The sequence below is a fragment of the Mesorhizobium sp. WSM4844 genome, assembly GCF_055811775.1.
Genome location: NZ_JBVVQB010000050.1, coordinates 1 through 13,832 on the forward strand (window position 1 = coordinate 1; position 13,832 = coordinate 13,832).

Below are 13,832 nucleotides of genomic sequence, written 5' to 3' on the forward strand. Positions count from 1 at the left end.
GGGTCTGCGCGGCGTCGCTTCGCTCCTTGCTTCGCCCCAGGATGACGAAGGCATGGGACCCTGCGGCTAATCTCAAATCTTGGAGATTGGCGGCTGTGGCCCGGCGGCGATCGCGGACGGCCAGATTGCGAACGGCGAGATTGCGAACGGCGGAGAAAGCTCGAGATGAAGCGCTGCAGTGGTCCGGCGCGCTTTTTCAGCGCGACTTGATGACGCTATCTGTATTGGCCAACAGCTTGCGCACCGCGTTGCGTGCCGCATCCGGCCGCTGCAGGCGGATGTTCCTTTCGATCGCCTCGTGCAGCTTCTGCGCGTGCTGCAGATCGTCCAGTTCCCGCGTCGTATAGGCGAACAGATGATCGAACGCCGATTCGATCAGCACGCCGAGCGGCACCAGGAGGTCGTTGCCGGAGGCGCGCAGGATCGCCAGATGAAAACGCGTATCGGCGCGCGTGCGCTCCTGCAGCGTCGCCGCCGCGCCCATCTCCCGGCAGGCCCGGCTGATCTCGGCCATCTGCTCGTCTGTGCGCCGCATCGCGGCAAAGGCGGTCGCTTCCGGCTCGATGATGTGGCGGAACTCCTGCACCGTCTTCAGGAACACCTCGCGGTCGGGCGAGGTCGCGTACCAGGCCAGCACGTCGCGGTCGAGCAGGTTCCAGCGCTCTTTCGGCTCGACCCAGCTGCCGATCTTTGGACGCGACGCCAAAAGGCTCTTGGCCATCAGCATTTTGATCGCTTCGCGCACCGCCGAGCGGCTGACGTCGAAAGTCTCGGACCATTTGGCCTCATTGGGCAGGATGGTTCCCGGCGGATAGTCGCCGCGCACGATCCTGAGACCGATTTCGTTGGCCAGCGACGCATGCACGCTCGCCCCAGGCATACGCGCCGTATCGGCACGGCGAACGACAGCCGGGTGCTCGGCCGACGCCGCCCTGGCCGGTGTTTTTGGCTTATTCGGCTTGCCGTCCCGCATGCGTTCACAAAGTCCGGATTCCGAAAGCTGTCAAGCACCGCAACAGCCTCGGGCGGCAAAGCCTGCTTCTGTGCACAGATCAGCCGGGATGCGTCGGCCTCGTCACGCCGTCCTGACGTATTTCCGCCAGCTGTGTTCCGGGCGGAAGCCGAGCATATCCCGCGCCTTGCGGTTCGAAAGCAGCGTCTCGTATTCGCCGAGCTCAACCTTGACCGGCACGCCGGGATAAAACCGCTTCAACAGTTCGGCCGTCGGCAGGTCGGACGAGGTGTCGTCATTGGCGGCGTTGAACACCTGATAGCCGAGCCCGTCCGTCTCGATGGCGCGCAGCGTGATCTGGCCGAGGTCGCGCGCGTCGATATAGCTCCAGGCGATCCGCTTGCGGAAACCTGGATCGGCGAACCATTTCGGGAACAGCGAATATTCATGCGGCTCGATGACGTTGCCGATGCGCAAGGCGTAGATGTCGATGCCGCTGCGCAGCGCGAAGGCGCGCGCCGTCTTCTCGTTGACGATCTTCGACAGCGCATAACTGTCCATTGGATCGACGTCATAGTCCTCGTCGAGCGGGAAATGTGTCGGGTCGCGCGGCTCGTTGGCGAAAACCAGCCCATAGGTCGTCTCGCTGGAGGCGATCACCACCTTGCGGATGCCGAGTTTCACCGCCGCCTCGATGACATTGTAGGTGCCGAGCGCGTTGATGCGGAACACCTCGTTGTCGGGCGTGATCATGATGCGCGGGATCGCCGCGAAGTGCACCACGGCGTCGACCGGCTGCGCGCGCAGCGACGGGTCGAATTCATGCAGGCCCATATAGCTCGATAGCGCATTGAACACCTGCCCGCTGTCGGTGATATCGGTGATCAAGGTGCGCACCTTGGGGTTGTCGAGCGGCTTGGTATCGATGTTGAGCACCTGGCAGCCCTGCTCGACCAGATACTGCACGACATGACGCCCGGCCTTGCCGCTGCCGCCGGTGAACATGATCCGCTTCGTCATTTTGCTCTCCACATTCTCCAGGATTCATGTGTATTGTCAGACAATATCGAACTCTGCAATCATCTGCCAACCGCTTGCGGCAAAAACCCGCTTCAACAATTCGCCTGCCGAAGTGCGGCGCTGCCATCGAGACCGCAACACAGGATTACACGACATGAACACCACCGCCGCGAGCGAAAAGATCGGCTTCATCGGCCTTGGCCTGATGGGACATGGGATCGCCAAGAACATCGTCGACAAGGGCTATTCCCTGACGTTTCTCGGCCGCAAGAACCGCGCGCCGGCGCAAGACCTGCTTGGCCGCGGTGCGAAGGAAGCCGCGACCTCGCGCGAGGTGGCAGCGGCATCCGATATCGTCTTTATCTGCGTCACCGGCTCGCGCGAGGTCGAGGCCATCATCCGCGGGCCGGGCGGCCTCAAGGAGGGCCTGAACAAGGGTTCGGTGATCGTCGATTGCTCGACCTCCGACCCGACCTCGACGGTGGCGCTTGCCGCCGAACTCAAGGCGATCGGCGTCGACTATGTCGATGCCCCGCTCAGCCGCACCCCGAAGGAGGCCTGGGAAGGCACGCTCGACGCCATGGTCGGTGCATCCGACGCGGTCTTTGCCCGGCTGAAGCCAGTGCTCGACACCTGGGCCGGACGTATCGTCCATATCGGTGACACCGGCGACGGCCACCGTATGAAGCTGCTCAATAATTTCATCTCGCTGGGCTATGCGGCGATCTATTCCGAGGCGCTGGCGCTGGCCGAAAAGGTCGGCATCTCGCCGCCGCGCTTCGACAGCGTCATCCGCAACGGCCGCATGGATTGCGGCTTCTACCAGACCTTCATGCGCTGGACCCTGGAAGGCGACCGCGACGCGCACAAATTCACCATCGCCAACGCCTTCAAGGACCTCACCTATCTCGAATCGATGGCCGGTGCCGCCGGCATCGCCAACCCGCTCGGCAATGCCACCAAGAACGCTTTCGCCGGCGCATTCGCCGCTGGGCCCGCCGATCAATATGTGCCGATGCTGGCGACACATATCGGCAAGGTCAACGGCGTCGATTTGACGCCGACGAAGGATGGGAAGAAACAGACGATCTGAGGCGATCGCCGTCCCTTCTCCCCTTGTGGGAGAAGGTGGCCTGGCGAAGCGAGGTCGGATGAGGGGTGTTCCAGGGAACGCCAACGCCTCATTTCTTCCAATACCCCTCAACCGTCTTGGCGCTACGCGCCAATCCACCTTCTCCCACAAGGAGAAGGAAAGGCGTATGAATCACCGCCGCGACCGGCCGATAACCTCGTCGGTATTGGCGAGCAGCCTGTGCACGGCACTTCTTGCAGCCGCCGGCCGCCGGAGGCGGATGTTCTTCTCGATCGCCTCATGCAGCGCCTGTGCCCGAGGCTGGTCGCTGGTTTCGCGCGTGACGAAAACGAAGAGATGATCGAGCGCCGATTCGATCAGCACGCCCAGCGGCACCAGCAGGTCGTTGCCCGAGGCGCGCAGGATAGCCAGGTGAAAACGCGTGTCGGCGCGGGTGCGCTCCGGCAGCGTCGCCGCCTCGCCCATCTCCCGGCAGGCCTGGCCGATCTCGGCCGTTGCGGACAGATTTGCCACTGATTGAAAGCACACATCGCGGCGACCACACTGGGCGTCGCTCGCGACTCAGCGCGATCAAAGCCATCACGATCGAGACGAGAGTCGCAACCGTACGCCCGATTTGGATTGTGCGTCAGAGCATTGGCAGGATGTTCTGGTTGAGGCGGAACAGATTGTCCGGATCGTATCTGTGCTTGATCTTGGCGAGCCGCGCGTAGACCTCGGCTCCGAAGGCGTCGCGCACGAGATCCGCACCTTCGCCATGGCCTGGGAAGTTCAGGTAGAGGCGGCCGGTCGAGTAGCGCTGCATGTCCTGCCAGAAGCTGCGAACCCAGCCGATGTTCGCATCGTCATCGTCAGTGCCTGGCCAGATGGCGTCAAGGCTGAGCATGAAGGGCATGGAGCGGTCGCCGAAGGCAGTCGCATCGGCTGCGACGCGCTGGACGAAACCGCCGAACTTCCAGATCGAGGCAAAGGTCATTTCGGAGGGCCGCTTCGCCATCCGCGCGGTGATCTCCCCGATGACCTCGTCATCGAGGCGCGAGAGGTAGGTGGATTTCCAGTAGCAGCGGTCGCGGCCTTTCGGGAACAGGCCGTCATAGAGCGACTGGATGGTGCGATACGGCATGCGGCCGCTGAAATCGACGAGCGATCCGCCAAAGCTGCGCAGCGGAGCCGCGACGCGCTCGCCCTCGTCCGCCGGTCCGTCATAGACATGCGCAAGCGCCAGGACGCGGCGGCCCCAGGCGTGTTCGGGAACGGAGGGATCCTCCGGAATGGTGGAGAACTCGGCCAGCCCGCTCAGGCGGTCGGGGGCGGTTTGCATGAAGTCGCGCCAAAGCGGAATGATCTCGTTGGCGCGCTCTTCCGGATAGGCAGGACCGCAGAACATCAGCTCCGGTTCGATCGGGTGCAGCTTGAACTCGAAGCTCGTCACCACGCCGAAATTGCCGCCGCCGCCGCGCAACGCCCAGAAGAGATCCGGGTTCTGCGTCGCATCGACATGGATGAGGCGTCCATCGGCGGTCACCAGATCGGCGGCCAGCAGATTGTCGATGCTGAGGCCGTGGCTGCCGCGCAGCCAGCCGATGCCTCCTGAGAGTGTCAGGCCGGCGACGCCGGTCGCCGAGATCAGGCCACCCGGGGTGGCGCGGCCAAGCGGGGTGGTGGCCGCATCGACATCGGCCCACGTAGCGCCGCCCTCTACGAAAGCACGATCAAGGCCGGCGACCCGCACGCCATTCATCAGCGACATGTCGATCATCAGGCCGCCGTCGCAGACGGCATAGCCTGCGACATTATGGCCGCCCGAGCGGATCGCGATCGCCAGCCGCTCTTCGCGCGCGAAATTCACCGATGCCGCGACATCGGCAGCATTCCGGCAGCGCGCGATGACGGCGGGACGGCGGTCGATCATGCCGTTCCAGACGACCCGCGTCGCATCGTAGGACGGGCTAGACGGCTCCAGCACGTCGCCACGCATCGCTGAACGGAAGCTTTCGATGCTCGATGGTGCAAGGGTGGCGGCGGTGGCCATGTGGCGGTCTCCTCGTTTCACGCACGCTAGCGCAGCACCGGCACGACCGCTAAAGTCAAAAGTGCTGGAAGGTGGTCATTTCTGTCATGGTTGAACAGACCGGCCCATTGAATGTGGCGATCCTTGCCGTTCCGGAGGCTACCGCCTCCACGATCTACGGCATGTTCGACCTGTTTTCCTCGCCCGGCAGGGATTTCCTGTTCATCACCAGCGGTGCGGCGGGCACGCCGCGCATGCGGCCCTATGTGGTTGCTGGGGACGGCAGCGCGTTTCGCGCCGCAAACGGCGTCTGGGTACGCCCGGACCACGCGCTTTCCGACTGCCCGCGACCCGACATCGTCTGCATCCCCGATTTCTTCGTCAATCCGGGCGAAAGCGTCGCCGGGCAGTATGATGCCGAGGCCGGCTGGCTGCGGCAGGCGCATGCGGACGGCGCCATGTTGGCCAGCGCCTGTTCCGGCGCGGTCCTGCTCGGCGAAGCCGGGTTGCTGGAAAATCGCGAGGCCACAATCCATTGGGGCTATGTCGAGACACTCACGAACAACTATCCCGGCGTGCAGGTGAAGCCGGGCCAGTCGCTGGTGCTGAGCGGCGAGGCCCAGCGCATCGTCATGGCCGGGGGCGGCTCGAGCTGGCAGGATCTCGCCCTCTATCTCATCGCGCGCTTCGTCGGCCTCAAGGAGGCGATGGAGGTCGCCAAGGTCTACATGCTGCAGTGGCACGACATGGGCCAGCAGCCCTTCGCCGCGCTGATGCGTTTCCGCCAGACCGACGACGCGGTGATCAACCGCTGCCAGAAATGGGCGGAGCTCAACTACCGGACGCCCTCGCCCGTCGCCGCCATGACCAAGCTGTCAGGCCTTTCCGAGCGCTCCTTTGTGCGCCGCTTCGCAAGGGCCACGGACATGAAGGCAATCGACTACATCCACGCGCTCAGGCTCGAAGCGGCCAAGGAACTACTCGAGATGGGCGACCTGCAGGTCGAGGCGGTGGCCAATGAAGTGGGCTATGAGGATGCGAGTTTTTTCGGGCGCCTGTTCCGGCGCAAGATCGGACTGACGCCCCAGCAATATCGCATTCGTTTCAGTGCTCTCCGGCGAGCGCTGAGCCGCGATTAAATGTACAGTCGCGGCGCGATGCCCATATTCCGCTCTGCGCCGCGATGTCGGCCATAGAGGCCAGCTTTGCCATTTCTCGTAAGCCGACATTGCCGGCATCCGCAACCCTTCACAGAAGCGGAAGTTGCGGCAGCACCGGGTAATGTCCGCAAGCAATCGCGTACTCGACATTCGCAATGACGAGGTCAGAGGTTCGGTTCTCCTCAGCTCCTCCAGCTAGCAAGCAGATAAAAAGCGCGGGTGCCGAACATGGAAAGAGTGGCTTGAGCCGCCGCCCACCAGGAGAGGCACAGCGCGGCAAATCAGCTTCTGTATTCGCTTTACTGGGCGCGGCAGGAAAGCAAGACAGCCGCTCACTAAGTTGATGGCGGCAACCTGCACCCATATCGGTCGTCGACGATGACGATGCAGACTACCTCTTTTTGAGGAGTTTCCCGAACGCCGTCTCACTGTCATCGTTCGAGCAGAAGGTGCGGGAATAAACAAGAACTTTGAGGCGACCCATGACGCAAGAGCGTGAACCTACGCTTGACGATCTCCTGAGCGAGCCGATCATCCTGACGGTCATGGCAATCTACGGTCATACTGCAGATGACATCCGACATCTAATGCACCAAGTGGGCGCTCGGAAAACGCCATCAATGCTTCAGAAGCCCTCTACGATGGCTCACGCGCCCCAGCGGATTTCCAGTCCCGCCTTGACGGCCACTTGATGGCGGATCGGTTGGTGACAGTGGCTTTTCCACGGGACGTCGTTGAGAACCGCGATCCGTGTCAGTCGGCGTTTAGGCGTGACATCTGCCGACAGCAGATCGCCCAGGAAACGCAGACAGGTCAGGTTTCTCTATCCCAGACCCAGTCCGCCGGCAGCCAGCGAAAGCCATCGCCCTCCTTCACGACATGGCCGATGGGGTCGGATTGTGCGAGGTTCAGACTTCGCTAGTCTCAAAGAGCATTAGCTCCACTCCGCCATCTGCAAAATTGCCAAGATCAGCCGCCGTGGCCCGACCCTCGGGGGACGCTAAGGCCGCTTGAATATCCGCAACGGAATCGAAGTAGAGCGTAGCAACAAGATGATAGCCTGAGGTCCCACCCGGCGAATGGACGCCGCCATCGCTGATTTCGTATTTCCTCAAGCCGGGAATGGCTTTGGCCAGAGGAATGTGGGTCGAAACATAGTAACGGTCGAAGGCGGCCACGTCTTTCGGAGTCTTGTAGAGTGCGACAAGTCTGGCCATGCTCCCCCTTTCAACCGACACTCACCGCCAGCTTTGCGCAAAAGGATACTCCTCAGCAAGAGTGCTGGCAAATGGGTTCGTTCCTCGCTCTGAGGAGGTCAACGAAGCATATGGGGTTTCAGGCCCGACGTGAGTCTTCCAAGTCGCCGCTCCCTGGCCGTTCAGAGCTGATTGCGTTTGACCTTACCGCCGCGACCGCCCGATAACCTCGTCGGTGTTGGCGAGCAGTCGGTGCACCGCGGTGCGGGCTGCCGCCGGCCGCCGGAGGCGGATGTTCTTCTCGATCGCCTCATGCAGCGCCTGCGCCCGAGGCTGGTCGCTGGTTTCGCGCGTGACGAAAACGAAGAGATGATCGAGCGCCGATTCGATCAGCACGCCGAGCGGCACCAGGAGGTCATTGCCCGAGGCGCGCAGGATGGCCAGGTGAAAACGCGTATCGGCGCGGGTGCGCTCCGGCAGCGTCGCCGCCTCGCCCATCTCCCGGCAGGCCTGGCTGATCTCGGCCATCTGCTCGTCGCTGCGCCGGATCGCCGCAAAGGCGCTGGCTTCCGGCTCGATGATGTGACGGAACTCCTGGACCGTGCGCAGGAACATTTCGCGATCTGGCGCCGTCGCATACCAGGCCAGCACGTCGCGATCGAGCAGGTTCCAGCGCTCTTTCGGCTCGACCCAGCTGCCGATCTTGGGGCGTGAGGCCAGCAGGCTCTTGGCCATCAGCATCTTGATCGCTTCGCGCACCGCCGAGCGGCTGACGTCGAAAGTCTCGGACCATTTGGCTTCGTTGGGCAGGATGGTTCCCGGCGGATAGTCGCCGCGCACGATCCTGAGGCCGATCTCGTTGGCCAGCGACGCATGCACGCTCGATCCGGGGATCAGCGCCGCGTCGGTCCGGCGGGCGCCGGCCGGACGGCCGACCGGCGCCTTGACCTTGGCCCGTGCCTTGACCTTGGCCCGTGCCTTGACCGTAGCCCGTGCCTTGACCGTGGTAAGTCGCTTTTTCGATCTGGCGTCCGACATCCATGTTCCCCGGCACCGGCTGAACTCAAGGCGCGGCAAAGCAGGAGCGGTTCGCCCCAGCCACGTCACCTCGTAGATTTTCGTGAACCGGCGTGACGGGGCGTCCGTCGAGCGGACGCCCCGAAAACTGCGAACCTACTTCTGGATGCAGGTATCGACCGTATCCTTGGTGCACTCGTCGAGACCGGTGAAGACCGGATCGGCGACAGGCTTGCCTTCGACCAGGTCGATCATCACCGAGGGCGCCTTGTAGCCCATCTCGAACGGCCGCTGGCCGACCAGCGCGGTCACCAGGCCCTCCTTGGCAATGGCCACTTCGTCGCCGATCGTATCGGCAGCGCCGATGACGAACTCGTTCTTGGCGATCTTTTCGGCCATCGGCTTGAACAGGTCGCGATAGGGCTGCGGCGCGCCGAACAGCGGCCAGCCGCCCATGATGCCGAAGGCATCGAGGTCGGGATTGGCGGCGAGGATATCGGTCATCGCCTGCACGCCCTTGGCGCCGTCGTCATTGGTGAACACCGGGCAGCCGGCGACCTCTGTCCAGCCGCCCTCGCCCTTGAGCGCCGGGAGATCCTTCTGGCCTGAAAGCGCGTCGCGCATGCCCTGGGCGCGGCGCAGGATGTTGTCAGCCGCCGGATTGCCTTCAATGGTGCAGATCTTGCCACCATCCGGCTTGCCCTTCTTGATGTACTCGCCGATCTTGTAGCCCATCAGGTAGTTGTCGGTGCCGAGATAGGTCTTGCGCAGCGCCGCATCTTCCTTGCTGAGGTCGGCGTCGAGCGTCATGATCGGGATCGACGGATTGGCGCTTTTGATCGTCTGGGCGATCAGCGGTGCGTTGGACGGCGAAATCGCCATCGCCACCGTGTCCGGCTTGCTCAGCATGTCCTGGACGATCTGGGCTTCGCCGGCTTCGTCCGAGGTCGATGCCGGGCCGGTGTAGAAGCACTCATACTCCGAGTCGGCGTTTTCCTTGTTCCATTTCTGGCAACCCTGGTTGATGGCCTCGAAGAACGGATTGTCGAGCCCCTTGACCACGATGACGAGCTGTTTCTTGGCCAAAGCCGGCCCGGCGCCCAGCGCCAGCATGGCGACGGCAGCGAGCAATAGTGACTTCCTCATTTCAGTCCTCCCTTGAAACAGACGGACACGGCGTGCCCGCCACACAGACCAGCCCGGATGCGCGATGACAGAGGTTCGTTTCGCGAGCGCTCGTGTCGTCAAGCCGGGCCGATAAGAATTTCCAGATGCGGTTGCAGACCAGCGCGATAGGGACGCTGCCGGATCCTCGACCGATAAACCTCCGCCTGCTCAGCCCCGGCGAACCGGGGCAGGAGATCGGCATAATCTCCTCCGACGCCTAGCTAATATCGGCTTGCGACGGACGTCAATTGCTATTTGTCCTACAAAACGGATTTTTCGAAAGAAGCCGCTGTTGACGGCAAGGGGGCATATGCGTAAATGGGCGAAAGCGCGGTTCCCGGGAGGAGCTGGGAAGAGCGAGGCCGCGGCAGGATCGCAGGCCGAAAGCACGGAGGAAGCAGACTGGTGCCGGTTCTCGAACTCGCCAACATCTCAAAACATTTCGGCGCCATCCAGGCCGTCAACGACGTTTCGCTGTCGATCGAGGCCGGACAGGTGGTCGGGCTGATGGGCGACAACGGCGCCGGCAAGTCGACGCTGGTCAAGATGATCGCCGGCAATTTCCGCCCGAGCCATGGCACGATGCAGATGGACGGCAAGGAGCTGATCCTGCACAAGCCGGTGGAGGCGCGCCAGCACGGCATCGAGATCGTCCATCAGGATCTGGCGTTGTGCAACAATCTGACGGCCGCCGCCAATGTCTATCTCGGCCGCGAGCTGCGCCGCGGCGTCGGGCCGTTTCGCATCCTCGACTACGCCGCGATGTACAAGCGCGCCGGCCAGATCTTTGCCGTGCTGAAATCCGAAACCCGCCCGCGCGATCTGGTCAAGCAGATGTCGGGCGGCCAGCGCCAGGCGGTGGCGATCGCCCGCACCATGCTTTCGCAGGCCAAGATCGTGCTGATGGACGAGCCGACGGCGGCGATCTCGGTCCGGCAGGTCGCCGAGGTGCTGAACCTGATCCGCCATCTGCGCGACCAGGGCATTGCCGTCGTGCTGATCAGCCACCGCATGCCCGACGTCTTTGACGTTGCCGACCGCGTCATCGTCATGCGACGCGGCCGCAAGGTCGCCGACAAGACGATCGCGTCGAGTTCGCCCGAGGAAGTCACCGGGCTCATCACCGGCGCCATCGAACAGGTTTGATGCCAGCCGGTTTCACCACGCAAGCAGATAAAGGTCGACGATGGCAGTAACTCTTGACCAGACGATCGCACAGAAACAGCACACTTTGCTGACCAGGGTGTTTGCCAGCCAGACCTTCTGGGTGGTGATCGCGGTCATCCTCGCCTGCCTGTTCCTGTCCGTCGCCACCGATTCCTTCGCAACGACGAAGAACCTCTACAACATCACCCGCAACATCACCTTCGTCGCCATCGTCGCGCTCGGAATGACCTTCGTCATCATCACCGGCGGCATCGACCTGTCGGTCGGCTCGGTGCTTTGCCTGTGTTCGATGGTGCTCGCCGTGACCATGCATGCCGGCTACGGCATCGAGGTCGGCATTGCCGCTGCGATCGCGACGGCGCTGATCATCGGCGCCTTCAACGGCATCCTGATCGCCTATCTCGGGTTTCCTCCCTTCGTGGTGACGCTCGGCATGCTGTCGATCGCGCGCAGCCTGGCCATGGTCGCCTCCAACAACACCGTCGTCTTCCAGTTCGGGCCCGACCACGACAAGCTTCTGGCGCTGGGCGGCGGCGCCTTTGTGTTCGGCATCGCCAATCCGGTGCTCTACATGATCGTGCTGGCGCTGATCACCGGCTTCGTCCTGCGCTGGACGAAATTCGGCCGGCACATCTTCGCCATCGGCGGCAACGAGCATGCGGCGACGCTGACCGGCGTGCCGGTGCGCCAGATCAAGGTCGCGGTCTACATGATCTCGGCGCTGGCAGCGGGCCTTGCCGGCATCATCCAGACCGGCTGGCTAGGCGCCGTCACCACCAATCTCGGCAACGGCATGGAGCTTCAGGTCATCGCCGCCACCGTCATAGGCGGCGCCAACCTGGCCGGCGGCATGGGCACGGCCTTTGGCGCCGTCGTCGGCGCAGCGCTGATCGAAGTGATCCGCAACAGCCTCGGCCTGCTCGGCATCAACGCCTTCTGGCAGGGGGTGTTCATCGGCGGTGCCATTCTGATGGCGGTCCTGTTCGACCGGCTCCGCAATTTCCGGCGCAACGAGTGAGACAGGGAGCTGTCATTTCACCTCTTCTCCGGCTGTGGTGTTATAGCTGCCCTGCCACTTGAGTGCCAGAATGGCGCTTTCGGGACCTTGCAAACGTTTCGTCACCCGACGAGGCTATGCTAATTCTTCGGGAATGAAGCCGCCTGTCTGGCGTTTCCACAGGCGGGCAAACAAGCCATCCTGTTCGACCAGTTCGTCCGGTTTGCCTTCTTCCACGATACTGCCCCGGTCGAGCACGACTATCCTGTCCATTCTGGCAATGGTCGAAAGGCGATGTGCGATGGCAATCACCGTCTTCCCCTCCATCACGAAATTGAGTTTTTCTTGGATGACCGCCTCGGATTCGCTGTCCAGGGCGGAGGTCGCTTCGTCAAGCACAAGGATCGGCGCGTCCTTCAGCAAGACGCGCGCGATGGCGATACGCTGGCGCTGACCGCCGGAGAGCTTAATGCCACGATCCCCAACGAAGGCGTCATAGCCCTTGCGGCCTTCGCCGTCGGCAAGATCGACAATGAATGCATCGGCTCTTGCCGTCTTCGCCGCCTGTTCGATCTCGTCCTGCGTCGCCTCCGGTCGGCCGTAGCGGATATTGTCGCCGACCGAACGGTGCAGCAGCGAAACGTCCTGGGCGATGACGCCGACCGACTGTCGCAGGCTCGTCTGTGTGACCGTACGGATATCCTGCACGTCGATCAGGATCGCGCCGTCCCTGATGTCGTAGAAGCGTAGCAGCAGACTCACCAGCGTAGTCTTGCCGGCCCCGGAGAGGCCGACCAGCCCCACCTTCTCGCCGGGCCGAACCGTTAGCGACAGATTATCGATGACATGCTTCCCGGACTTGTATGCGAAGCAGACGTCTTGGAAACGAATTTCGCCGCTATTGACCGTGAGGCTCGCCGCGTCAGGCCGATCTGTGATGGTGGGCGGCGTCGTCATCACGGGCATCGCGTCTTTGATCGTTCCGATTGCCTGAAAGATCTGCTGGCCCATCTGCAGGAACGTGAAGGTGTGACCAGACAGCCGTTGCAGAATATAGACCGCGCCGACGAACTCGCCGACTGTGAGAAAGGCGTGGACGAGGCCCGAAAAGCCAATCGAAAGCATCGCTAGCCAGAGTGCCATGTTAAGCGCCACGACAGTCAGTTCCGACGTGCGGTAGATGCGTTGCTCCCTGTGCTGCGTCTGTATGGTCTTCTGAATGATGCGACGGATTGCGCCAGCCTCGCTGTCTTCGGCCGCGAATTGCTTGATCATTTGCATATTGGTGTAGAGGTCGGTGATGGCGCCGGCCACCAAGCTGCGCTGCTTGGCGGTGCTGCGCGAGCGTTCGACGAATATCGGCGCCATCCTGATGGCGAGCGCCACATTAAGCGCAATCCAGACGACGACCGGCAGGGCGAGCTGCCAGGATAACGCGCTGAGCAGAACCACTGAGCCGACCATCTGCAACAAGAAGCGCGGAATGGACTGGAAGGCGGCGATGATCTGCTGCTGGACGGCCGATGCTACCTGTGACAGGCGCGATGCGACCTGTCCGGCAAAAAGGTCGTGGAAAAACGCCAGATCCTGCCGCTCGACCGCCTTGTGACCCTGCCACTGGATAGCGGCCGGCATGCCGACGCCGAGCGTATGCGAATTGAGTGTGTTTAGAAGGAACGAGGCGACTGGCATGGCCGGAAATATCAGGAGCCCGAGAAAAGTCATGAGTGGCCATTCGCTGTGCAAGAAGGCGGATGCGCCCTTCTGCGATACGCCATCGACGATGACCGAAAGCCCCAGACGATGGTCAGGTTGATAGCCTCGATTGTCATGGACGAAAGTGCGAGCGCGATCAGCACGCCACGGAACATCGAGATGAAGTGCAGAAGGACGGTTACGGGCCCCTTGGAGGGCAGCGGCCGGTAGGGAATATCGAGTGGCCGGATCAAATTTTCGAAGGGACCGTAGATAGCATCGGAAATCGACATGGCTCGCTCAGACGCTAAAGGAAAGAAGGAGGGCGAGGACTCAGTTAACCAGAATGCGACTGCG

10 protein-coding genes and 2 pseudogenes are annotated in these 13,832 nt (G+C 62.6%); 4 read left to right on the forward strand and 8 right to left on the reverse strand.

The window, feature by feature from the left end; translation table 11 throughout:
* Positions 1-196 precede the first annotated feature (196 nt).
* Together AC0L2A_RS28115 and AC0L2A_RS28120 are read right to left on the reverse strand one after the other, a co-directional pair.
* Entirely contained in the window at positions 197-973 is a 777-nt protein-coding gene (locus tag AC0L2A_RS28115) for a FadR/GntR family transcriptional regulator (RefSeq protein ID WP_473611550.1), read from the reverse strand.
* Between the two features lie 102 nt (positions 974-1,075).
* A complete protein-coding gene (locus AC0L2A_RS28120) occupies positions 1,076-1,972 on the reverse strand; it encodes an NAD-dependent epimerase/dehydratase family protein (RefSeq protein ID WP_473611552.1) in 897 nt (298 codons plus the stop codon).
* Positions 1,973-2,126: 154 nt separating this feature from the next.
* On the opposite strand from AC0L2A_RS28120, the gene AC0L2A_RS28125 reads away from it, so the two are divergent.
* A complete protein-coding gene (locus tag AC0L2A_RS28125) occupies positions 2,127-3,065 on the forward strand; it encodes an NAD(P)-dependent oxidoreductase (protein WP_473611553.1) in 939 nt (312 codons plus the stop codon).
* 171 nt (positions 3,066-3,236) lie between these two features.
* On the opposite strand, the pseudogene AC0L2A_RS28130 reads toward AC0L2A_RS28125, so the two are convergent.
* Positions 3,237-3,557 (reverse strand): annotated as a pseudogene (locus AC0L2A_RS28130) (FadR/GntR family transcriptional regulator); the annotation flags it as partial.
* 136 nt (positions 3,558-3,693) lie between these two features.
* On the reverse strand, positions 3,694-5,097 hold the full coding sequence (locus AC0L2A_RS28135; protein WP_473611554.1) for an FAD-binding oxidoreductase: 1,404 nt from the start codon (positions 5,095-5,097) through the stop codon (positions 3,694-3,696).
* Positions 5,098-5,183: 86 nt separating this feature from the next.
* Here AC0L2A_RS28135 and AC0L2A_RS28140 point away from each other — a divergent pair, with 86 nt between their 5' ends.
* Positions 5,184-6,215 (forward strand): GlxA family transcriptional regulator, encoded by a 1,032-nt coding sequence (locus AC0L2A_RS28140; protein WP_473611556.1) that lies wholly within the window; start codon positions 5,184-5,186, stop codon positions 6,213-6,215.
* 929 nt (positions 6,216-7,144) lie between these two features.
* Here the strand turns inward: AC0L2A_RS28140 and AC0L2A_RS28145 are convergent.
* The 3 genes from AC0L2A_RS28145 to AC0L2A_RS28155 form a co-directional block, all read right to left on the reverse strand.
* Positions 7,145-7,453 carry an EthD family reductase gene (locus tag AC0L2A_RS28145; protein ID WP_473509248.1) on the reverse strand — a complete coding sequence of 103 codons (309 nt, stop codon included), beginning with the start codon at positions 7,451-7,453 and terminating at the stop codon, positions 7,145-7,147.
* 183 nt (positions 7,454-7,636) lie between these two features.
* A complete protein-coding gene (locus AC0L2A_RS28150; RefSeq protein ID WP_287223529.1) occupies positions 7,637-8,470 on the reverse strand; it encodes a FadR/GntR family transcriptional regulator in 834 nt (277 codons plus the stop codon).
* Positions 8,471-8,605: 135 nt separating this feature from the next.
* Positions 8,606-9,595, reverse strand: coding sequence for a sugar-binding protein (locus AC0L2A_RS28155; RefSeq protein ID WP_473611557.1), 990 nt, complete (start codon positions 9,593-9,595; stop codon positions 8,606-8,608).
* Positions 9,596-10,021: 426 nt separating this feature from the next.
* Between AC0L2A_RS28155 and AC0L2A_RS28160 the strand changes: the two genes are divergently transcribed.
* Positions 10,022-10,762, forward strand: coding sequence for an ATP-binding cassette domain-containing protein (locus AC0L2A_RS28160; RefSeq protein WP_027154335.1), 741 nt, complete (start codon positions 10,022-10,024; stop codon positions 10,760-10,762).
* Positions 10,763-10,802: 40 nt separating this feature from the next.
* On the forward strand, positions 10,803-11,801 hold the full coding sequence (locus AC0L2A_RS28165) for an ABC transporter permease (protein WP_128175099.1): 999 nt from the start codon (positions 10,803-10,805) through the stop codon (positions 11,799-11,801).
* A gap of 114 nt (positions 11,802-11,915) precedes the next feature.
* On the opposite strand, the pseudogene AC0L2A_RS28170 reads toward AC0L2A_RS28165, so the two are convergent.
* Positions 11,916-13,768 (reverse strand): annotated as a pseudogene (locus AC0L2A_RS28170) (ABC transporter ATP-binding protein).
* Positions 13,769-13,832 lie beyond the last annotated feature (64 nt).